This is a genomic window from Streptomyces inhibens, from assembly GCF_022221585.1.
In the GTDB taxonomy this organism is placed as follows: domain Bacteria; phylum Actinomycetota; class Actinomycetes; order Streptomycetales; family Streptomycetaceae; genus Streptomyces; species Streptomyces inhibens.
The window spans coordinates 3,116,286-3,136,117 of the sequence record NZ_CP084681.1 but is presented as its reverse complement, the minus strand read 5'-3'; the positions used below and the strand labels follow the sequence as shown (position 1 = coordinate 3,136,117).

21 protein-coding genes, 1 other RNA gene and 2 pseudogenes are annotated in these 19,832 nt (G+C 66.8%); 20 read left to right on the top strand and 4 right to left on the bottom strand.

The features are described 5' to 3' along the window. Nucleotides 1-33: 33 nt before the first annotated feature. An RNA gene (gene rnpB, locus KI385_RS14470) (RNase P RNA component class A) lies at nt 34-435 on the top strand. A 479-nt stretch (nt 436-914) separates the two neighbouring features. Here rnpB and KI385_RS44585 read toward each other — a convergent pair. Continuing rightward, nucleotides 915-1,616: a zinc finger domain-containing protein gene (locus KI385_RS44585; RefSeq protein ID WP_425356911.1), complete on the bottom strand. Its 702-nt coding sequence runs from the start codon at nt 1,614-1,616 to the stop codon at nt 915-917. A gap of 12 nt (nt 1,617-1,628) precedes the next feature. On the opposite strand from KI385_RS44585, the gene KI385_RS14465 reads away from it, so the two are divergent. The 6 genes and pseudogenes from KI385_RS14465 (at nt 1,629) to KI385_RS14440 (ending at nt 5,494) form a co-directional block, all read left to right on the top strand. Beyond that, nucleotides 1,629-2,216: a DUF6262 family protein gene (locus KI385_RS14465; RefSeq protein ID WP_238572616.1), complete on the top strand. Its 588-nt coding sequence runs from the start codon at nt 1,629-1,631 to the stop codon at nt 2,214-2,216. A gap of 664 nt (nt 2,217-2,880) precedes the next feature. Then, nucleotides 2,881-4,065, top strand: coding sequence for a hypothetical protein (locus tag KI385_RS14460; RefSeq protein ID WP_238572615.1), 1,185 nt, complete (start codon nt 2,881-2,883; stop codon nt 4,063-4,065). A gap of 20 nt (nt 4,066-4,085) precedes the next feature. Further along, nucleotides 4,086-4,424: pseudogene (locus KI385_RS14455) on the top strand (IS982 family transposase); the annotation flags it as partial. A gap of 86 nt (nt 4,425-4,510) precedes the next feature. After that, nucleotides 4,511-4,633, top strand: a pseudogene (locus tag KI385_RS43925) (SNF2-related protein); the annotation flags it as partial. Between the two features lie 164 nt (nt 4,634-4,797). Then, nucleotides 4,798-5,283 (top strand): hypothetical protein, encoded by a 486-nt coding sequence (locus tag KI385_RS14445; protein ID WP_238578095.1) that lies wholly within the window; start codon nt 4,798-4,800, stop codon nt 5,281-5,283. A 55-nt stretch (nt 5,284-5,338) separates the two neighbouring features. Next, a complete protein-coding gene (locus KI385_RS14440; RefSeq protein ID WP_238578094.1) occupies nt 5,339-5,494 on the top strand; it encodes a hypothetical protein in 156 nt (51 codons plus the stop codon). On the opposite strand, the gene KI385_RS14435 is transcribed toward KI385_RS14440, so the two are convergent. The 3 genes from KI385_RS14435 to KI385_RS14425 all read right to left on the bottom strand — a co-directional run bounded on the left by KI385_RS14435 (nt 5,453) and on the right by KI385_RS14425 (nt 8,177). Then, nucleotides 5,453-5,797, bottom strand: a complete 345-nt coding sequence (locus KI385_RS14435) for a DUF397 domain-containing protein (protein WP_281066979.1) — start codon at nt 5,795-5,797, stop codon at nt 5,453-5,455. The genes KI385_RS14440 and KI385_RS14435 overlap by 42 nt on opposite strands. Before the next feature lie 251 nt (nt 5,798-6,048). After that, nucleotides 6,049-6,927 (bottom strand): phosphotransferase family protein, encoded by an 879-nt coding sequence (locus tag KI385_RS14430; RefSeq protein ID WP_238572612.1) that lies wholly within the window; start codon nt 6,925-6,927, stop codon nt 6,049-6,051. Next, nucleotides 6,924-8,177, bottom strand: a complete 1,254-nt coding sequence (locus KI385_RS14425; RefSeq protein ID WP_238572611.1) for a helix-turn-helix domain-containing protein — start codon at nt 8,175-8,177, stop codon at nt 6,924-6,926. Before KI385_RS14425 ends, KI385_RS14430 begins: the two co-directional genes overlap by 4 nt. A 296-nt stretch (nt 8,178-8,473) precedes the next feature. Here KI385_RS14425 and KI385_RS14420 point away from each other — a divergent pair, with 296 nt between their 5' ends. The 13 genes from KI385_RS14420 to KI385_RS14360 all read left to right on the top strand — a co-directional run bounded on the left by KI385_RS14420 (nt 8,474) and on the right by KI385_RS14360 (nt 19,794). Further along, complete coding sequence (locus tag KI385_RS14420; RefSeq protein WP_238572610.1) at nt 8,474-8,743, top strand: hypothetical protein; 270 nt, start codon at nt 8,474-8,476, stop codon at nt 8,741-8,743. Then, entirely contained in the window at nt 8,740-9,279 is a 540-nt protein-coding gene (locus tag KI385_RS14415; RefSeq protein ID WP_238572609.1) for an ATP-binding protein, read from the top strand. Before KI385_RS14420 ends, KI385_RS14415 begins: the two co-directional genes overlap by 4 nt. A gap of 40 nt (nt 9,280-9,319) precedes the next feature. Continuing rightward, on the top strand, nt 9,320-9,799 hold the full coding sequence (locus KI385_RS14410; protein ID WP_238572608.1) for a LuxR family transcriptional regulator: 480 nt from the start codon (nt 9,320-9,322) through the stop codon (nt 9,797-9,799). Further along, nucleotides 9,799-10,464 (top strand): HAD family hydrolase, encoded by a 666-nt coding sequence (locus KI385_RS14405; protein WP_238572607.1) that lies wholly within the window; start codon nt 9,799-9,801, stop codon nt 10,462-10,464. Before KI385_RS14410 ends, KI385_RS14405 begins: the two co-directional genes overlap by 1 nt. Nucleotides 10,465-10,556: 92 nt before the next feature. Beyond that, nucleotides 10,557-12,332, top strand: a complete 1,776-nt coding sequence (locus KI385_RS14400; RefSeq protein WP_238572606.1) for a hypothetical protein — start codon at nt 10,557-10,559, stop codon at nt 12,330-12,332. Then, nucleotides 12,329-13,285 carry a thymidylate synthase gene (locus KI385_RS14395; protein ID WP_238572605.1) on the top strand — a complete coding sequence of 319 codons (957 nt, stop codon included), beginning with the start codon at nt 12,329-12,331 and terminating at the stop codon, nt 13,283-13,285. The genes KI385_RS14400 and KI385_RS14395 overlap by 4 nt, the downstream gene beginning before the upstream one ends. A gap of 8 nt (nt 13,286-13,293) precedes the next feature. Beyond that, nucleotides 13,294-15,012 (top strand): carbamoyltransferase family protein, encoded by a 1,719-nt coding sequence (locus KI385_RS14390; protein ID WP_238572604.1) that lies wholly within the window; start codon nt 13,294-13,296, stop codon nt 15,010-15,012. Continuing rightward, nucleotides 15,009-16,061, top strand: coding sequence for a glycosyltransferase family protein (locus tag KI385_RS14385; RefSeq protein WP_187412916.1), 1,053 nt, complete (start codon nt 15,009-15,011; stop codon nt 16,059-16,061). Before KI385_RS14390 ends, KI385_RS14385 begins: the two co-directional genes overlap by 4 nt. 96 nt (nt 16,062-16,157) lie before the next feature. Then, nucleotides 16,158-16,670 carry a P-loop NTPase family protein gene (locus KI385_RS14380; protein WP_238572603.1) on the top strand — a complete coding sequence of 171 codons (513 nt, stop codon included), beginning with the start codon at nt 16,158-16,160 and terminating at the stop codon, nt 16,668-16,670. 31 nt (nt 16,671-16,701) lie between these two features. Then, entirely contained in the window at nt 16,702-17,547 is an 846-nt protein-coding gene (locus KI385_RS14375) for a class I SAM-dependent methyltransferase (RefSeq protein WP_238572602.1), read from the top strand. Further along, the gene (locus tag KI385_RS14370) at nt 17,544-18,308 is read left to right on the top strand and encodes a phosphotransferase (protein WP_238572601.1); all 765 of its coding nucleotides are present in this window, start codon (nt 17,544-17,546) and stop codon (nt 18,306-18,308) included. The genes KI385_RS14375 and KI385_RS14370 overlap by 4 nt, the downstream gene beginning before the upstream one ends. Continuing rightward, complete coding sequence (locus KI385_RS14365) at nt 18,305-18,961, top strand: histidine phosphatase family protein (protein WP_238572600.1); 657 nt, start codon at nt 18,305-18,307, stop codon at nt 18,959-18,961. Before KI385_RS14370 ends, KI385_RS14365 begins: the two co-directional genes overlap by 4 nt. After that, the gene (locus KI385_RS14360; RefSeq protein ID WP_238572599.1) at nt 18,958-19,794 is read left to right on the top strand and encodes an aminoglycoside phosphotransferase family protein; all 837 of its coding nucleotides are present in this window, start codon (nt 18,958-18,960) and stop codon (nt 19,792-19,794) included. The genes KI385_RS14365 and KI385_RS14360 overlap by 4 nt, the downstream gene beginning before the upstream one ends. Nucleotides 19,795-19,832: the final 38 nt, after the last annotated feature.

The window sequence follows — 19,832 nt, the reverse complement described above, 5'->3', positions numbered from 1 at the left end:
CACCCGTGCAGGTAGCATGGTCGCTACGGCGGACGAGCCGGCCGGACGGCCGCGTGGGGATCTCACGATCCTCCCGAGGAACGTCCGGGCTCCACAGGGCAGGGTGGTGGGTAACGCCCACCCGGGGTGACCCGCGGGACAGTGCCACAGAAAGCAAACCGCCCGGGCCGCAAGGCCTGGGTAAGGGTGAAACGGTGGTGTAAGAGACCACCAGCCTCCGAGGTGACTCGGAGGGCTAGGTAAACCCCACCCGGAGCAAGGTCAAGAGGGGGCATCGGCTGATGCCTCTGCGCGGACGACCGAGGGCTGCCCGCCCGAGTCCGCGGGTAGACCGCACGAGGCTGTCGGCAACGGCAGCCCTAGATGGATGGCCGTCTCCCCTCGGCCCGCAAGGACCGGGGGCGACAGAACCCGGCGTACAGGCCGACTCGTCCGCCACTACCTGGGACTTAGCCCCGGAAAGGGCCTCTGACCTGCATCGGAGGTCCTTTCTGGTCTTTCAGGGGCTTGCCTGTTTAGGCAGCGGAAAGTCCCCGGAAAGTCCCCCTGACAGACCAGAAAGTCCCCGAAAAGTCCCCGGGTTGGGCTGCCTGGCGAGCCCTCTGAACAGGCGATTCAACGTATGGCGCCACAAGGGAAGGCGCTGATCGCCGAGATGCTGGATAACCGGACGGCTGTCGGTCACGTCGCATGTCACACGCGGTGGGACACAGACGAACACCGGTTGACGAACCGGCGTGCACCGGAACTCCGAAACCGCGCGGAGGAGGTGCTCGCCTGTCAGGACGTTGGCCGGCGGCACGACGTACCTGAAGCGCTGACTGGAGCCGCTGCCCGGCAGCGAATGGTGGGCTCCGGCCGGCGTGGCCGGGCGCCTGATTCCACCGTTGTCCGGGGTTCGGCAAGTGGAGATTTCACTGTGGCTGCGCCGTCTGCTCCTCGGCCAGATCGGTGTCCGTGGTGTCTGCTTTCATGGCGGCACCGACGCGCTCGGTGTGGGGCTGCCAGCTGCGTCCCCGTCCGTGAGGGGTGCATGGTGTGTGGGGTGCTGCGCCGCATGCGGGACACGTTTGTGCGCTGACGGCGTCCTTACGTGGGGCTGAGGCCAGCCACAGCTCACGTCGAGCCCGGCGTAGCTTTCGTTCCGCCGCTTGCTGTTGTTCCCGCGCATAGCGTGGCTCGGCCTTTGCGGTCTTGTCCGGTAGGGGGTGGTCCAGGATCTCCCGGGGGTCCCCGTCCAGCGGAGGATCCGGAGCCTTTCTGCCTGAGTGGAGGGAGTACTCATCGAGAACGAACTCCTTGGGCCGCAGAATGCCTGCGAGTGCGCGTCGTGCTTGGTGCAATGGCCGGACTGGGACCCCCTTCGGGCTGCGGCACAAGGCGGCCGCGGCTGCGTCGCAGTGAGGGCAGGCAACGGAGAGGATCTCGATGAGGTTCTCGCGCCGTTCGGCGTTGGCTCGCTGCCGTCGCTGTTCTTCCTCTTTGCGCCGCTCGGCCTCAGCGGCTTCCCTGGCACTCTGTTGCTCCCGCTCCTGCGGGCTCAGGTGAGCACGGCACGGTTCCCGGGTGATGTCCCACTGGCAGGGCAGGCGGGACTTCGGCGACGACCACGACATGGCGGAGGTTTCGTGAGCCTGACCGCGGAGGAGCGGACTGCGGCTGCTATCGCGGCCCGTCGACGCGCGGCTGACGTAATGATCGGCCGGGTCAGGGACGTCGTGGCCCAGATTCGGCGTGAGCGGGCGAAGGTGACCTTTGCTGCCGTCGCCCGCCGTGCGGACGTGTCCCGCACGTTTCTTTACCAGAACGACACAGCCCGGAAGCTCGTCGAGGCAGCTGCTGCCGAAGCTGCGGGGCGGTTCGGCGCCGACCAGGCCGAAAAGGCCGCGCATACGGAGGCGACTTGGCGGGAGCGCGCTCTCAACGCTGAAGAGAGCCTTAAGGCCACCAATGCTAAGGTTCTCGCCCAGCGCACCCAGATCGCCGTCCTACTCGGCAGGTTCCGGGACCTTGAGAGCGACCTTCCTTCCGATGCTTTCCAGCACCTGATCAGCGAGAACACCACGTTTAAATACCGGGTCCGGCAACTCGCGCAGGACAACAAGTCCCTCGAAGGGCGGCTCAAGGGCGCGAGGGAGAACAACCGGTTCCTCGACAAGCGCATCGCCGACCTGGAGAGCCGGATCCTGGACATGCAACAGGGCCGAGAGACCTAGCAGATCCGCCCCACAGACAACGACCGCTTGATCGAGGGCGAGAAGGCCGTTCACCCTGGTGAGCCCATGATCGCCGGAACGAGTGGCACGAGAGGGAGACTGAACTGTCCCTCTCAGGCGGACCTGGTTCCTCATTCAGGTGCGCGTCGCTGTATCTGACCGTGCGTAAATTCTGCGCTCGGTGTGTGACCAGCACGCTTCTTGCCTGCCTCAGGATGGGCTCGGCCCGACGCCACAACCGTATGGTTGGGACCAAATGGCGTGACGGCTAACCTGTTCGGAGCGAATTAGCATCGTTGCCAGCTGATGTCGCGAAGTTTGGGATCCCCCTAGAGTCGACGAGCGCGGCCGACCCCTGCGCCCCTCGAGCGCTGAGATGCGGTTTGCTTCGCTGTGGCGCAAGCTGAATATAGATGGACGAAGTCGTGCCGGCGGGTCGGGAGTTGTAGGCACCCGCCGAGGTGGAAACGCTGAATTGCCAACGGCGAACGAAGCTGAATCGTGCGACGCATGAGTATTGGGATGCGCGATGGGGGTTGACGCAAGATCGGGAGTCAAGGGGTGCAGCACACCTGGTTGTTCCCCTTGCTGGACAGACGTGATCTGCAGCGAACACGGAAATCTTGTCCTGCACATAAGAGCATGGCAGGCTTCGATACTAGGCTTGACTATTTATGCCACCTACCCAATCGCAGCCCAGATGAATAGCGAGTGGCCGCTGTTTGCGGCGGGCGTGTTGGTTGGAGCCATGGTAGTCGCCCTCCCCTTGTGGCGCGATCGCCCGCGGTGGAGTTCGATCCTGGCGGCCTGGATTTTGTCTTGTGGGATAGTCGTCGTAACCAACTTTCGCGATGCCACATTCTTCAGATTGGTATTGTTTATCACCGCTGCCGCAACGACAGCGGTGTGGCTGGCCGCCTTTTGGATAGATTCGACTGTCGCTCACTTCTTCAATTTTCCGTCTTCACTTATAGCGAACCGTAAGGTCCATTTTGCGAAGATTTCCAGCGCCATAGTTGCGTTCGGCCTAGCCGCCATGACTATCGACGGGATCCTTAACTTCCTCCCTTTGAATTGGGGAGTTCAAGAAGTTGAACCGTATCAAAACGGGCTACTTCTTGTCGGGGCCGGTTCACTGGTAGTCGGCGTCGTATATGCGGTGGGAGTGAGCGCATGCAAGAGAAAGGGCATAGTGGCGACCCGCAAGGTGCCTGGTCCGAAATTTACGAGCCTCACAAATAAGGCAAGAAGGGATCCAAGGAAAGGGGCGGTAGGGAATCTGGTCGATATATTCTATAGAGCGGCCTCTATAGTTGAAATCTGCTTCAGTAATGCGATGTCCGTCGCTTGGTATTCAATAACGGTGATTTCCGTTGCCATCTACGAGATGGCGGCCTCCTTTGCGGCAATCATTGCCGAAATGGCTAGGATCCTCGCAAGATCAGCTGTCAGCGCAGTGCGGTATTCGGCGATCCCTGTCATTGGGATTGGATTTGCCAGTTGGCTAACCTTGAGGGCATCTCAAAATAATCTACAGTATCTGGTTCGCGGAAATAGCGATTCCCTGTTGAATGCAGTAGCACTTGAACTCATCGCCATTGCATCTCTGACTTTAACTTGGATTGCAGTGTCGACGCAGCCGGTCCGGCGCTCTGTGTACTCAGCTGTCTTGTCAGTGCTCAATTCTGCGCCATACCTACTGTTCTACATCTGGGTGGGATTTGCACTCGTCTATTTCATAGGGTTAATTCCTGGAATTCGGATTCATGTACATACGGTCGGCATTGGCCTTACAGTATTGCTGCTTATTTTGTTGGCTGTAGGATTGATAAGGAAAAAAATCCGATAGTGCCGCCATGCCTCGACCTGGAGGTGGTGGCCGCGCTGCTGGAACGCGACCACCACCTGGTCCGTGCGGTGATCCTTGCGGACAAGGGCTTCGCGGGGCGGAAGTTCGAAGTGTTCCTGACCGAACGGCTCGGCGTACGCCTGGTGCACCCGGACCGCAAGAACGAACCGGTCGACCACAGCCGTCTCGTCCGCGTCCGCCAGTGGACCAAGGCTGCTTCGACACCCTCAAGGGGCAGCTCAGCCTCGACAACACCGTGGCAGACCTCCAGTCCCGGAGTCTTCGCCCGCCCAGGCCAACGCCTCCTCGCCCTGGCACCCCGCATCTGGCACAACTGGACCACCGGACTCCCGGTCTAACGCTTACTTATCCCCTACGAAGTTCGTTGCCGGTTCGTGGTGAACATGTCCGCGACGCTCCACAGCTCGTCAGCATCGATACGCACATGTTCAAGCGACGAAAAGCGGACGAGGCGCAGAAGCTGAAGAACCCCGCCACCCGCACAGCGCGCCTCGCGCAGTCCCTCAAGAGCACGACCCGCCTGGCACTGACCGGCACACCCATGGAGAACTGCCCGGAGACCGCGTGGCCACGACGCCTGCGCCCGACACCACAACAGCGCCGCCCTTCTGGGACCGTCTCATCCCCTCTCCGCCCCAGGGCCTCCCCACAGGTGACGAGCTGGCCGCCATCGCCTCTGACGCGGCACACCGCGCCAGTAAACTGCTTCGCATGCACGAAAGTGCTGACCACGCACAGGCCAGCCGGTCAGACGAGCCCGTACCTGGACCCCTCGACCCGGTCACCGACCTTGTCCGCCTGCTGCGTCACACTTCCGACAAGGGCACCATCGAGACTGCTGCCGCCCGCGCAGGACTGCGCACCGGGCAACTGCGCACCCTGCGCGTGGCATTCGCCTTCCACGGCGAAGCCGGCGTGCGTGCAGTCCTTCACTGTGCCGAGGTAGATCCCAGTACCCTGGAACACGCCGCTCGACAGCTCGCCAGTGTCCGCTCGCACACCCGCACACCACTCCACTGCAGGCACAACCGGATCACCGACCTGGACGCAGGCATCCAGCTCCGCCTGGTGGACGACACGTGGTATCCGTTCACCAGAACGCCACAGAACGGCTGGGCACCTGCCCGGGGAGCCGCCCAGCTTCCGACCGCCGCCTACTCGGCGGCACGCCTGGCAACCCGTTCACGCGGCGCATAGCCGGAGGCCCCGGCTCTGTTCCTCACAGCTCGGTCAGCGGGTTCGCCAAGGAGTCTTGATCATCGGGCATGCCGAGGCAGTCGAGCGAGCGATCGCCAACAATCGCGCTCTCCGGCGCAACACCGCCATGACCCATCGCATCACCGACGCTCAGCCGACCGTGCCGGTATCACGACGGAATACAGCCACCGGCCAGCTCGCCCGGGACTGAATGCCACCGAGGAACCCCTCGGAATAGCCCAAGCACCGAAGATCGCCGAACTCCCTCGGTGCTCCGCCGAGGGGCGAGTGGCGCCTCCGCGCATCCGCACCACGATCGGTTCGCACTTGGAGACCCGGGCCGAGCGGGCTGGTACCTAGATCGGAAAAACTCTCCTCGCCGGACTGCGGCTATGAAGTCCAACCATACTTCCGCTCTGAAAACGATCACTGAGTCGTCAGGGCCTTTGGAGTCCCGGACAGGGGTGAGTTGACCAGTGCGGAACGCGAGGAGCTGACACGGCTGCGCAGGCAGAACCTTGAGCAGCAGAAGACGATCGAGATCCTGAAAAAAGCCGCAGCGCTCTGTGCTTACCGTGGCATTGCGGGAGCTTTCGGGGTGGCCAAGGGGTGGCCGGATGCCCTTGGACAGTGCAGCACGGCATACCCGGGCTGAGCACGGTGCATGCGTTCTGATCAGGAGCGATGCCGCCCGGCACCACGGGCGTCACCAGACGGCATGAGAAGTAGGGCGAGTGAGCTGTGCTGGCCCTGGTCGGCGCGTGGTCAGTGGATGGCCCAGCTCTTCGTACGGTCGCCGCGTTTCAGAGTGTCCAGGCGGAAGGTGAGCTGGGTAGCCGCCTCAAGGTCGCCCAGGTCGGCGCGCCGGATGAAGGAGCCGAGGGTGTGGAGGTCCCGTAGCTCGGTGAGTACCGAGAGCCCTGGCCAGTCGGTGAGGTCGTAGCCGTATGCGTCAGAGAAGGCACGCAGCTGAGCGGTGGTGCGACCGAAGCGGACGCCCTGGAAGGTGTTGGCGAGGTCGGTCTCCCGGGGGCCGATCGCTGCTTCGTCCCAGTCGCCGAGCCTGGCGGCGGTGCCGTCCCAGAGGGTGTTGCCCGGGTACGCGTCACCGTGGACCAATCCCCGGCCGAGGGGGAAGTCAAGATGCGCGTAGGCGTGCAGGAGTTCGTCGGAGCGGCCAAGTATCCACTCGCGATCGCTGGGTGTAAGGGCGGTGCTGGACTCGGCGACAGGGCGCAGAGCCAGATGGGGGCGATAGGCGGGAAGCTCGATGGGGGGCTCGGGGAGCCTGTGCAGCAGGCTGAGCAGATGGCCGAGGTGCTCCGGGCCGGGGGGCGGACCATCAGGCTGCGGGTAGTGCCGCCACAGGGTGATCACGTATCCGGGAACGTCCAAGGGCTGTGATACGTCGAGGGGCTCGGTGACCTCAAGTCCCTGGCCAACTAGCCAGCGTGTGAGGGCGATGGCTCGTTGAATCGAGGCGCGCTGTTCGTCCCGGCTGACTCGGACAACGGCGTCGACATGGGGCAGGAGATAGACGGAGGTGGCATGGGAGCGCAGGGGCGAGATGCCGCGTGCCGGAAGCCCCCAGACCTCGCAGGCCCGTTGAGCGGCGCCCTGGGGCGTAAGAGATGTCGTGGTCATCGCTCCGACCGTAGCGCGGCCGTGCCGTCGATGACTCGGTAGCCCTGAATGAGGTCCATCAGTTGCCCGATGGTCTGGTTGCCCTTGAGGTCGGTTCGGCGCATGAGGCTGCCGAGGCGATCCATGGCGCTGCCGAGCTGGCGGATGCGCATCTGCGGGGGCAGGTCCAGGACATGTTGGAGGGCGGTTGTCGCTCCGGCCGGGTCTCCCTGGAGGATGGCGGCGGTGATCAGGTCGATATGGGCCAGGGCCTCATCCCCGTACGAGCGCTCTTCCCTTGGACCGCTGCGGTACGCGGTGATGGCGGCGGTGGCATGCCGGTGGGCCTCCTCGTGTTTCCCGAGCAGCGTGTAGGTGCCGCCGAGGTAGTAGTCCTGCTTCGCGAGGGGGAAGGTCAGCAGGCCACCGAACTGCTCGACCTCGTCGTGGAGCGGAGTTTCCTCCCTGGCCTGCCGCATCCGGTCGAGCGCGGCCAGGGACAGCTCGTGATCGCCGATTCGGGCCGCCACGCGAGCCTCGATCGCGGCGATGCGGATACGGGCCTCGCCGGCCGGGGCGAGCTGGGCCGCGTGTTCCGTCAGCTTCAGTGCCATCCGGTTCTGTGGTGACCATTCGGTGATGAGCGCGGCCGTGCCCGCAGCCCATGCCCGCAGCCCGGTGTGATCCGCCTGCTCGGCGCACAGGCGCGCGGCACGGATCTGTGCCATCGCGGACGCTTGCTCGCCGAGGTTCTGTGAGGCGTGCGCGAGCAGCAGGCACGCCGTCCCGGCGAGCATGAACAGATCGCGGCTCTGCTGGGGGCGCTGGCGGCCCTGCAGGCGGTCGAAGAGCTCATCCCGTACCGCGACGAGCTCGGTGAACAACGGGAGCAGCGGTGCGTGGACGTAATCGGTGGCGATGCGGGCGAGAGTGAATCCGAACTGCTCAAGCTCGTCTGTGCTGACGTTGCTGGACGACATGAATGCGGCGAACGCGCTGGAGGACTGCGCCGCTTCTGTGGCGAGCGAGCGCAAGTGATCGGCTTCCTCACGCTCGGGCTCCGGTGCCTCGCGTGCAGGCGCGCTACTGGGAGCGAGCGGGCGGAGTTCGGCCGGCACATCCAAAGCGTCCAGGAACGCCTGGGTCTTGTCGAGACGCGTGAGACGCCGGGCTCCGGATTCGAGCTGGGAGAGGTAGCCCTGGCTGAGGCCGGCGAGGCGAGCCAGGTCGTCTTGCCGTAACCCGGCGTGCTGCCGCAGCAGACGGCTCATCCTCCCGAAGTCCATTACCCGGAGGGCTTCTTGGATCCCGGGATCCGACCAGACACGATCAGGGATGGCGGGCGGTTCGGGCTCTGTTGAGGTCGGGGCGCCTCGCGCGCAGGCCCCGCACAGTTCCCGGTCGTCCGGGTTGTAGCGGCTGAGGCGGCACCCGCACTTCAGGCAACGACGCTCCCCGCTCACTGCCCCTCCCGACCTCGGCCGACTGATGCTCATGCTCATGCTGGCATTGCGGTTGCCATATTGCAGCCCAACTCTCTTATCGCTCTGGCGATATGCGATCTCCCATGCCCAGTGGCAGCGTGATCCGCAAGCCGTTGCCGAGACGAATTGTCCTCGGCGTGGCAGGGACCTTGGGAGGTATGTCCATGACGGCGAACCACCAGATCGTGTTCCGTATTGTCCGCCGGGAACCGTCGGTTGTTGATGCCCGGCATTGCGTAGGCGTGGATTCGCTGAACGCGACCATGCGTCAGCAGCACCCCTTCGCCCAGGCCCGCCACTTCGCAGATCGGGCTGCCGCTCTGTTGCCGGTGTTGATGGAGACGACCCAATGATCGGCCGGAGATGCCCGGCCGGCATGGCGGCCGCCGCCCCCTCGATGAACTCCGGTGGATGGCCTGCGGGGGGCGGCATGAACAGCGCCCTGGCCATGGAAGCTGTTATCGAGCACGCCGAGCTGCATTCGAGCGTCACATTGGCCTCGGACGACTTGGCTCCCCGTCGGGCCCGGGCATTCACCCGGACGAAGCTCACCGAGTGGGGCCTGGACGCTCTCGCCGATCGCGTACTGCTCATCGTCAGCGAACTCGTCACGAACGCATGCCGCCACGGCAGAACCAAGTCCGAGGGCATGTTGGAGGAGATCACCCTGACGATCTCCTACCAGAACGCCGTCGTAGGGATCGAGCTGGAGGACAACTCCCGCCAGCTCCCCGTTCCGCGTAAGGGGCCGATCAGTGCGCTCGATGGCCGGGGCCTGTGCCTCGTAGCCGCTGAAGCGGACGCCTGGACCTCGCGCCTCAATCCCGACGGCACCGGCAAACGGGTGCTTGCCTTCCTGCGCTGGCCGTCGACGCCACCGGCCGTCTGACCGCAACCCGTCCTCACCACTCCACGCGTCCAATCAGATCTTGGAGCTGTTCGTCATGCCCGCACACTCCCCGCCTGTCCTGCTGCACCTCCTTACACCGAGGGAAACCGAGATCCTGGGCCTTGTCGCCGATGGCCTGGGGAACCGCGAGATCGCGGCGCGCATCGGCTTGGCCGAGGACACCGTCAAGGGCTACCTGCGCAGTATCCGGACCAAGCTGGCCACGAGCCGCCGCCCGGTGCTCGCCGACATGGCGTGCCGAGCAGGTCATGCAGCCCGGCCCAAGGGTGCGGAGGCCGCGCGGCCGGAGATCTCCGATAAGGAGAGGACCACGCTCAGGCTGCTCGCCCAGGGGGCGGGTGCAAGAGAAGTCGCGAAAGCGCAGCTCATGTCGCACCACACCGCCAAGAAGCACATTCGGCGGTTGCTGGACAAGATGGGCGCCTCCGACGCCGTGCACGGAGTCAGCCTCGCCTGGAGCTGGCACATCCTCAACGCCGACGAAGGAGCACGATCCTGATGACGGCGTCCAGCCTCAGGCGTGCGCTCGTCCTCGACCTCGACGGCGTTCTGCTCGATACGCGGCCGGTTATGCGGCAAGCATGGCGAGAGGTACGCGAACGCCACGGCATCAACGTGCCGTTCGAGGCGTACGAGCAGCACCTCGGCCGCCCCTTCGACGACATCATGGAAATCCTGGGCCTCACCGAGGCTGATCGTCTCCACGAGACGTATGCGGAGGCATCTCAGCGAGGCTGCGAGCTGGCCAGCCCGTTCGCCGGCGTGGAGGAAGTCCTCCACGCATTCGCTGCCGCCGACTGGCTGCTTGGCGTCGTCACATCCAAGCCGTTGGACCGCGCCGCTCCACTGCTGGCCCGGCTCGGGTGCCCCTTTGCCGCGGTCCGCACCCCCAGCGGCCCCGGGCGGGGTAAGCCGGCACCGGACCCCCTGATGCTCGCGCTCGTTGATCTCGCCACTGATCCCGCGTCCGCGATGTTCGTGGGCGATATGGCCGTTGACCGCGAGTGCGCCCGGCGGGCCGGTGTGCCGTACCTGCATGCCGCCTGGGGCTACGGCGAGCCCGGCAGCCCGACACCTGAGATCGCGCGTGACCCGCAGGACCTCCTCCGGGTACTCGACACGACCTGTGAGTCGGGCCCCTTTGTCGCAGGGAGCCTGCTGTGACCATTGCGAAGAGGAGCGCTCTCGGCCTCGTCCGGACTTCAGCGGGGGAGCAGACCGTCTGGGCGCTCGTTGGGGAAGCGTCCCTTCGGCACATGACGGCTGCCTGCATCACCACACTGGATCTGGAGGCTTTGCCGGTCGATCGAACAGAGGTGGATCGGCACGTCGCCGACGTCATGTCCGCTTTGGAGACGTACAGCTCGCGGCGCGCCGAGACGCCGGGTGGCGCCTCGTGGTTGTACGTGCAGCACGTTCCCGTACGGCGTCTGATCACGCAGCTGGTGCGGAAGCTCCTGGGGCTGAGTGCGTGGCCCGAGTTCGCCGCGGCCCCCGGGCCCGTGACCCTTGCCCCGTACGAAGGACTGCTTGGCCTGCGGGACAGCAGCTCACGCGAGTACCGCTCCTACACCGTCACCTGGTCGGGTGTCGCGTACGCCCTTGGTGCGCTGGCGCCGCATAATCCGGCGCTCTCCGCCCGGCTGCGAAAGCTCACGACTCTCCACCCTGATAGCCGACTTGCAGGTGCCCCTACGCCTTCGGTCGTATCGGCGGCCGAGGTGGTGGCACTGTCTTGGTCATCCCGGCACGCGCAGACCCTGCTGCCGGTGTTGGAGGAGCTCGCCGGCGCAGGCCGATCCAGCGTGCTGGTCGACCTCGCCACGGACCCGGTGGAGCGCTGCCCAGCCCCCGCGGGCGGGTCCATCACGCTGTGTCTAGCTCCCTCCGAGGCTGTCACCGCCTCCGGGACGGTCCCCGGGCTGCGACTGGATACCGAAGAACCCGACGGCGCCGATGGCACGGCCCAAGTCGGTGTACACACCGTTCGGTTGGACCGGCTGGAGCGCCTCGCCGCCGCACTTCTGGAAGGGAGCGGCGGGTGTACCCAGCCGTCCTGGCGAGCCGTAGTGCGAGTGGAGGAGTGGCTCCAGGAGCTGCTCGACGCGGTACGCCCGCACACCGTGCTGCTGAGCAACGACACCAGCCCGCTCGGAGCGCTCGCCGCCCATGCCGCGGAGCGGCATGGTGCCACCACCGTGAACGTCCAGCACGGGGCGTGGATACCGGAGTCGGTCGCCTGGCCCGCCCTCCACAGCCGTCACATCGTTTTGATGGGTGACCGCGACGTTGCCCCGGCGAGGTCATGGGTTCGGCACCCCAAGGCGGAGATCCACGTCCTGGGGCAGCCGCGCTTCGATGCGCTCGCCGGCCTCGGGCGGGAAGCACAGCGTCGCTATCTCCAGAAGCTGCTCGGCGCCGACAGCGAGCGCGGTCCGGTGCGGATCGCGGTGTGGGCCTGCCAGCCGTTCGGCCCTGAGCGCCTCCAAGCTCAGGCCGACATCATCCTCGACGGTCTGAAGGCGGCCCAGGGGCACTGGGGGCTCGTCATTGCCCCGCACCCAGCCCAAGGGGGCCACGTCTTCGACCGCCTGCTGCGGGGGGACGGAAAACCACCTGTGGCTGTGGCCGACCCGCGCGTCGGAGCGCGCGGCTGCCTGGCGGGTGCGGACGCCGTGGTGAGCGTGTCCTCCACATGCGGCATCGAAGCCGTACTCCTCGACGTGCCCGTCCTCGAACTGGACCGCCCCGGTGACCGCACGCTTGGTCTCGCAGGGCACGCCGTCGCGCATCGGTGCCGAACGGCTGCCGATGTCACGGACGCGCTCGACCTCGTGAGCCGGGGGAGCGCCCGAGTACCGCGAGAAGTGCGCGATGCGGTGTGCCGCTGGCGAGGCCACAGCGCTGCCGACATCGCCCAGCTCATCATCCGCCAGGCCGAGGCCGGCATCTCGCACACCGACCCAATCGAACACCACCCCACGGGCGCCGAGTCCGGCCTGCCCCGGGGCGAGGGAGCCACCATCCGATGACGAACCTGACCGCCGACACCGTCGCCCAACTCTTCACCGGGGCTGTTGCGTTGGCCAAGAGCGGGGAGATGGTCAGCCCGCGCGGGATGGCCACTCGTGAGGTCCTCGACCTCACCATGCGCCTGACCCAGCCCCGGGCACGACTCCTGTACGCGCCGCCCGCCCGCATTGTGAACCCCGCCTTCGCGGTGGCCGAGACCGTCTGGCACCTTTCCGGCTCCGACGCCCCGTGGATCTTCGACTACAACGCGCGGCTGCGGCAGTACGCCGACGACGGCATCCTCCGCGGTGCGTATGGGCCCAGGATGCGGAACTGGGCCGGGAGGGTCGACCAGCTCCACCGCGTCGTCGAGATCCTCAAGGACGATCCCGACTCCCGGCGGGCGACCATTCAGCTCTACGACCCGGCTCGCGACACCGCCGGCCACAAAGACGTCCCCTGCACCCTCGGCTTCCGCTTCCACCTGCGTGGCGGACGACTGCACATGTCGACCACGATGCGCGGCCAGGACGTGTGGATCGGCATGCCGTACGACCTGTTCTTCTTCACCACGCTCCACGAGCTCGTCGCCGGCTGGCTGGACGTCGACCTGGGGGAGTACCACCACCACGTCGACTCCCTCCACATCTACGAGCGCGACATCGAGAAGGCCGACGCGTTGACCGATGTGGCAGCGAGTCCGGTGATGCCTGAACTGTCCACGCCGTGGGAGGGGTTCGAGAAGCTACTCGACCGGGTTGAAGCCGGCGGCGAGACGGGGCACCCGGGCTGGGATGCCATGGCTGAGACGATGCGCAGCTACCGGCTGTGGAAGAGCGGAGAGCGCGAGCAGGCGTGGCGCATGGCTGACGCCATCGAGGGGCCGCTCGGCGAGGCCCTGACCGGCTGGTACGGCGAGCTGAATCGTCGCGTTGGCGGCACGCCGGCTTCCGCACCGGTGGGGACGAGGTGACGACCGCCGTGGACCACGTTCCGTCCGTTGTCCTGGGTGCGTGCTCCTTCACCCACGACTCCGCCGCAGCTCTCCTCATCGACGGCGAGCTGGTGGGTTTCGTCGAAGAGGAGCGCTTGTCCCAGCAGAAACACACCCGTGAGTACCCGCGTCAGGCCATCGGGTGGCTGCTGGAGGAGGCCGGCATCACGCCTGGTGACGTCGAAGCAGTCGCGTACAACTTCCAGCCCATCCGCTACCTCGCCGAGACTCCCGCCGCCCTGCGGATGGCCCTGTCGGGCACGACCCGCTCACGGGCCATACCGCGTGCGGCAGGGTTCGCCAAGGTCGCCGTGCGTACCCGGCGTCGCCTGCGGCTCCTCGCTCAGGACTTCCCCGGCGCCCGTGTTACCCCCGTACTGCACCACCGCGCGCATCAACTGGCCGCGTTCACCGCGTCGGGCTGGGAGGAGGCGGCTGTTCTCGTCATCGACAGCCTCGGCGAGCGGCAGACCACCACCATCGCCCACGCTCACCAGAGCGCCCGTCCGCGGGTGCGCATGCTGGAGGGGCTCACGGACCCGGCTTCGCTGGGCTATGTGTACGGGGCGGTTACCGAGCACCTCGGCTGGCGGCGCGGCGACGAAGAAGGCACCGTGATGGCCCTCGCAGCGCTCGGCGACCCCGCCCGATTCCGGCACGTCTTCACCCGCGCAGTCCACACCACAGCCACCGGCTTCGCCGTGGACCCGGCGTACTTCCCGCCCCGCGTGCTCACCTCCGGCTATCCACGCACTTCCCCTCGGTTCGGCGCCGAGACCTGCCCGCCCCGGCAACCGGACGAGCCGGTCCAGGAGATCCACCAGGACCTGGCCGCCGCCCTCCAGGAGCGCACCGAGCAGATCATGATCCACCTCGCGCGCCGAGCCCGCTTGGTGAGTGGCTCGCGCAGGCTGTGCATGGGCGGTGGCGTGGCCACCAACTGCGTCAGCATCGGACGGATCATCGACGCCGGCATCTTCGACGAGGTCTTCGTCCCGCCGGCTCCCGGCGACGCCGGCACGGCGATCGGCGCCGCTGTCGCCGTGCACACCGACAGCGGCAGCCAACGGCCCCTGTCCGGGATCGCCCGTACCTGCTACCTCGGCCCGTCCTTCCCGGAGCCGGAGCTGGACCTCACCTCGTGGCCCGGACTGACGCAGAAGCCCCTCGGCACGGACGCCGCGGAGTTTCTCGCGGACCAGCTGGCCCACGGGATGATCGTGGGGCTGTTCCAAGGCCGCGTCGAGGCCGGCCCCCGTGCCTTGGGGAACCGCTCGATCCTCGCCTCGCCCCTCGAAGCCGGGGTGGTCGAGCGCCTGAACGCCACGGTGAAGTTCCGCGAGCCCTTCCGCCCGTTCGCTCCCATGGTCACCGCCGTCCGCGCCCGCGAGTTCTTCACCCTCGGCCAGGACGCCCCGTACATGTCCATGGCTTCCCAGGTGACCGACGCTGCCCGCGAGCGCATCCCCGCGATCGTCCACGCCAACGGCACCGCCCGCCTCCAGACCGTCACTGCGCCACAGAACCCGTTCATGCACCAGGTCCTGGAGGCGTTTGCCCGCCGTACGGGAGTCCCTGTCCTGATCAACACCTCGCTCAACGTCAAGGGAAAGCCCATCTGTGGCACCCCGGAGATGGCACTGGACTGCCTCGCGAACTCCGGGCTCGACGCCCTGCTGCTCGAAGGGAGGTGGATCACCAAATGAAGATCGGATACAGCTTCTGGGGCTTCCTCGGAAACGGGGTCACCGACACCCCCGACGGAGGCCGCAGCCACCGCCGGCCGTTGATCGACGCGCTCCTCGGGCGCGGCCACGACATCGTGTTTCTACAGGCCGACCGCGATCGCCTCGAAGCCGGAGACGACCTCGGCGGCGCGTACACCTTCGGCGCCGGCATCCCGGACATCGACGTGCTGTTCCTTGAATGGCGCTGGCCCATCGAAGGGCGCAACACCACCGCCTGCGGCACCCAAGGACACACCTGTGATCTCCACCGCCAAGCGGAGCTGCTCCAGCACTACACCGTTTGCCGCCGTACCCCCACCGTGATCTGGGACAAGGACCGGCAACTGCGCGAGGACAGCATCTGGCGGCGGATCCGGAACGTCGAGGTGTGCGAGGCCGCCCTCACGCCCACCCTTGGTGCCCACCGCCTCCTCTTCCCCGTCGACGATGCACTCCTGGATGGTGCCGACTCAATCGCCCTGGCCAGCGAGGACCGGAAGACGCCGCTCGGTTACGTCGGCAACCAGTACGACCGCGACGACGAGTTCGACCGCTTCTTCGCTCCAGCCGCCGCCCGCTTCGACCACCAGGTGGGCGGCAAATGGACCAGTACCGCGCGCTGGCCACACATCACCTTCCTCGGCCGAATCCCCTTCAACGCCGTCTCCCGGCTCTACAGCAGCACCCTGGCTACAGTGCTACTTCTGCCTGAGCGGTACGCCGCGGCCGGACAGATGACGCAGCGGATCTTCGAAGCCGTCCTCGCTGGCTGCCTGCCGCTGGCGCCGGCCGGCATCCGGCACGTCGAGCGGTTTGTGCCCGAGGACCTGGTGGTCAGGACCGGCGGCCACGTGATCCGGCGGATCGCGGACCTCCAGAGGATCGCTGGCAGCCAGCAGCACGCCGAACTGATCTCGGAGTGCCTCGGCCGACTGGGGCTCTTCCGGCTCAGCCACCAGGTCGATGCACTGGAGACCGTGCTGGACGTGGCCACCGCCGCCGCGTCGCCAAGGCGGGGGGCCGCGTGATGAACCGCCTTGCACGGGCCAGCATGCCCCGATCATCCGTATGTGTTCCGGCGGCCGAGCCGTCCGGGCACCCGAGCACCTCTAGGCTGGAGCACCATGAAGAAGGTCGCCATCGTCGGCTGCGGAGGCAGCGGCAAGTCGGATCTTGCCCGCAAGCTGGCCAAGATCCTGGATGCTCCAGTGACGCACCTGGATTCCGCGTTCTACGACGACGAGTGGAACGCCTTGCCCATGGAGAAGTTCGCCGAGGTGCAGCGCGGCCTGGTCGCGCAGCCGACGTGGATCATCGACGGCAACTACAACTCCACGCTGCAGATCCGGCTCGAAGCCTGCGACACCGTGGTGCTGATGGACGTCTCGACACCGGCCGCACTGTGGGGGATCTTCTCCCGGCAGATCCGGCACGGCGCCGGACACAAGGGCAACGGGGTGCACAACCGCATCACCTGGGGCGTGATCAAGTACGTCGCGACGTACCGGCGCAAGATGCGACCGCGGGTCATGACCAAGATCGAGGAGTTCGCCGCCGGGCACACCGAAGTGGTGCTCCTCACCAGCCGCCGGCACACGCGACGCTGGCTGCAGCAGGTCGCCGCACAGAGCACCTGAGGGCGCCGCGCCCCGAGCGGGGGTGCGGCTCGTGATCACCAACCCGTTTCTCGACCCCGACCGGCAGGGCGAGCTGTACGGCAACACCGCCCGGCTGGCCCGCCGCTCAAGCGCACTGATGCGGGCCAAGACCACAGGACGTCCCGTCCCAGAGACGATCGTCCAGCTGGCCCAGGCACACCGAACCGAGGGCGATCGCCGTCCCACTCTGGTAGCGGACATCGGATGCGGCCGCGGAACCAGCAGCCGCGTCCTGGCCGAGCAGCTGAAGCCGCAGCGGCTCGTGGGTATCGACGCCTCTCCCGCCCTGGTGACCGCCGCTCGAAGTCGCGTCAGCCACCACCCCGGAACGCAAGTGGCGTTTCTCCAAGGGGACTTCCACCATCTACCCCTGCCCGATGACTCTTGTGAGCTGGCTGTTGCGGCGTTCTGCCTCTACCACTCACCCGACCCCAGGCGAGCCATCGCGGAAATCGCCCGCTCCCTGGCCCCCGGTGGGCTCGCCGTGCTGGTCACGAAGGCACTCGACAGCTACAGCGACATGGACGCCCTCATCGCCGCCGCCGGTCTCGACCCGCGCGCCGAGCGGCACGAGAGCCTCTACGCCACCGCGCACGGAGGCAACCTCGCCGAGCTGGCCCAGTCGGCCCTGGACGTGGTGGCGGTCGAGCACGAGGAGCACCGCTTCGAGTTCTCCGGCCTCGACCACGCCGCCGAGTACCTCGCAACCAACCCCAAGTACGACCTGGCACCCGGTCTGTACGGCAACCCGAGCGCCCTGGCCGCCGCGCTCCACGAGTGGCACCCGGACAAACCGATCACCACCACCTCGGTCATCACCTATGTCGTGGCTCGGTCAGCAGGAGGCCGGACGTGACGCCCTTCCACTTCACCAAGCACTACGAGACCCCGGCGAAGGCCGCTGCCGCCGCCCACCACTATGGGTGGCTCGCCGCCCATGCGAAGCCGCTACGGCAGCCGGCGCTGATTGTGATCGGGCCGGCCAGCCTGACCTTCGAGCGCATCGACGGTCGTCATGCGCAGAAGAAGGACCTGCTGTCTCTGGCCGCGCTCCTGGGCGATGCGCATGGTGCTGCCTGGACAAGCGGCCTGGACGCAGCACAGCTGGACATACCTCACGAACTCCGGGAGGGCAGCCTTCTCGCGGCTTTCCGCTCCTGTCGGGAAGTAGCGCTGCGCAACCGGTTGGAGAAGGGCTTTCTGCCCGACACCGCCGCCCTGCACGCGATGCTGACGCTGCTGGAGCGCTCCGCCGATGGGCCTGCCGCCTTCTACAAGGACAGCAACCCGCGGAATTTCCTGATCACCGAGAACGGCACGGTCTTCAGCGTCGACACGGACGACCTCACCCTCGCGCCCTTCGGATACGACCTGGCCAAGCTGATCACGACGCTGATCATGACGCACGGCCCGATCGACCCACCCGACATCGAAGCGGCCCTGAACAGCTACAACCACGCCGCTGCCCGGCACGACGCCCAGCTAGGGGCGACAAGCCGAGAGCGCCTCGGCGACTTCCTCGCACTGCACGCCGTACTGACCGCGCCGTACGCCGGGCGCCACGGCTACCGATACGGCTGGCTGCATCAGCGCCAACAAACCCAAGGCACCTCATGATCACCACAGAACTCGTCTTCGTCCGCCACGGCGAGGCTCGCTGCAACGTCGACGGCCGCGTCGGCGGACCCGCAACCTGCACAGGGCTCACCCACCGCGGGTACCTCCAGGTCCAGAGGGCCGCAGCCCAGCTGGCCGCCGAGCACCGAGCCCAGCCGTTCACCGCGCTCTACGCCGGCCCCCGACTGCGCCTGCAGCAGAGCGGACAGATCCTCGGGCAGGCCCTCGGTCTGGAGCCCCTCATTGAACCTGGCCTCGATGGCCCCGCTCACGGAGAGGCCGACGGCAAGCCCTGGCACTACGTCAAGACCGCAGCGAACGGCGGACCGCATGCCCACCCAGACCAACCATGGGCCACGGGATCCGACACCTGGAACGGCTACCTCCAGCGAGCCGAGGCGTTTCTCCGCGACCTCATCGCCCGTCACGACGGGGGCCGAGTCCTGTTCGCCGCCCACGGCGAAACGATCCTCGCAGCACACGCCCTCCTGCTCGGACTCGGGCCGATGACGGAAGCCGGCTTCACCGTCTCCCACGCCTCCGTCACTCGCTGGCAGCACCACCACAACCGGCTCGGCCAGCGCCGCTGGATGCTCGACCGGCACAACGACACCGCCCACCTCGCCGCATTAGCAGCGGGAGCGACGCCGTGAGCACGGCCTACGACGATCCGCGCATCCAACTCGCGCGCCAGACGGTCGGAGCTGTCAGCATCGTCGCCGGCCCGACGCTCCCGCCCCACCTCCTGCAGCTCATGGACACCCGCGGCAACACCTACTTCGCAAAGCAGCACAGAAGCCAGGCGCGATACGTCCAAGAGACGCACGCCTACCTGACGTGGAGACGCCATCTCCAAGACCACGCACCTGAGCTAGTCGACCGCCAGGACTCGACGCACATCCTCCTGCTCACCGCGGTGCCCGGTCGGAGCGGTGACGCACTCCTGCCTGGTTCGGACGAGGAGGAGCGGGCGCACCACGACGCCGGTGCTGCACTTGGAGCCCTTCATCACGCGACGAACCGTTGTAGCGCCGGGGACATGGGAGACGAGCTGGCAGATCGTCTCCGAAGCTGGGTTGCCAGGGCCGACCTCGCGGACCTCCTATCGGGCAGCGAGCGGAACCTCCTCCTGCAGACCGCGGACGAACTGGCCGGCACCTGCATGGACAGCGCCATCTGCCACCTCGACTACCAGCCCAGGAACTGGCGCATCGGAGAGGGCTTCTGGGCCTTCGACTTCGAGCACATGCGACGCGACGCCCGCCTCCGGGACTTCGCCCGACTCGAATTCCGCCACTGGCCGGCGGCCCCTCAACTGCGCGAGGCGTTCTTCACCGGATACGGCAGTCGCCTCACGGACACCGAACAACGGCTCCTGGAGCGCTTCGGCGCCATCGAAGCCGTCACTGCAATCGTCCGCGGCCACCACCAGGGCGACCTGGCTCTGAGCGCCCACGGTCGCACCGTCCTGTCCCAACTGAGCTGACCACCCCACCCGCCAACCCACCTCTGGAGAGTTCCGTG

Excerpts from the sequence above, each read along its gene's own strand:
- KI385_RS44585 (WP_425356911.1), bottom strand. The coding sequence starts at position 1,616 with ATGTCGTGGTCGTCGCCGAAGTCCCGCCTGCCCTGCCAGTGGGACATC.
- KI385_RS14400 (WP_238572606.1), top strand. The coding sequence starts at position 10,557 with ATGACGGCTGCCTGCATCACCACACTGGATCTGGAGGCTTTGCCGGTC.
- KI385_RS14365 (WP_238572600.1), top strand. The coding sequence starts at position 18,305 with ATGATCACCACAGAACTCGTCTTCGTCCGCCACGGCGAGGCTCGCTGC.
- KI385_RS14425 (WP_238572611.1), bottom strand. The coding sequence starts at position 8,177 with ATGAGCCGTCTGCTGCGGCAGCACGCCGGGTTACGGCAAGACGACCTG.
- KI385_RS14415 (WP_238572609.1), top strand. The coding sequence starts at position 8,740 with ATGATCGGCCGGAGATGCCCGGCCGGCATGGCGGCCGCCGCCCCCTCG.
- KI385_RS14385 (WP_187412916.1), top strand. The coding sequence starts at position 15,009 with ATGAAGATCGGATACAGCTTCTGGGGCTTCCTCGGAAACGGGGTCACC.
- KI385_RS14420 (WP_238572610.1), top strand. The coding sequence starts at position 8,474 with ATGCCCAGTGGCAGCGTGATCCGCAAGCCGTTGCCGAGACGAATTGTC.
- KI385_RS14405 (WP_238572607.1), top strand. The coding sequence starts at position 9,799 with ATGACGGCGTCCAGCCTCAGGCGTGCGCTCGTCCTCGACCTCGACGGC.
- KI385_RS14445 (WP_238578095.1), top strand. The coding sequence starts at position 4,798 with ATGCACGAAAGTGCTGACCACGCACAGGCCAGCCGGTCAGACGAGCCC.
- KI385_RS14395 (WP_238572605.1), top strand. The coding sequence starts at position 12,329 with ATGACGAACCTGACCGCCGACACCGTCGCCCAACTCTTCACCGGGGCT.
- KI385_RS14430 (WP_238572612.1), bottom strand. The coding sequence starts at position 6,927 with ATGACCACGACATCTCTTACGCCCCAGGGCGCCGCTCAACGGGCCTGC.
- KI385_RS14380 (WP_238572603.1), top strand. The coding sequence starts at position 16,158 with ATGAAGAAGGTCGCCATCGTCGGCTGCGGAGGCAGCGGCAAGTCGGAT.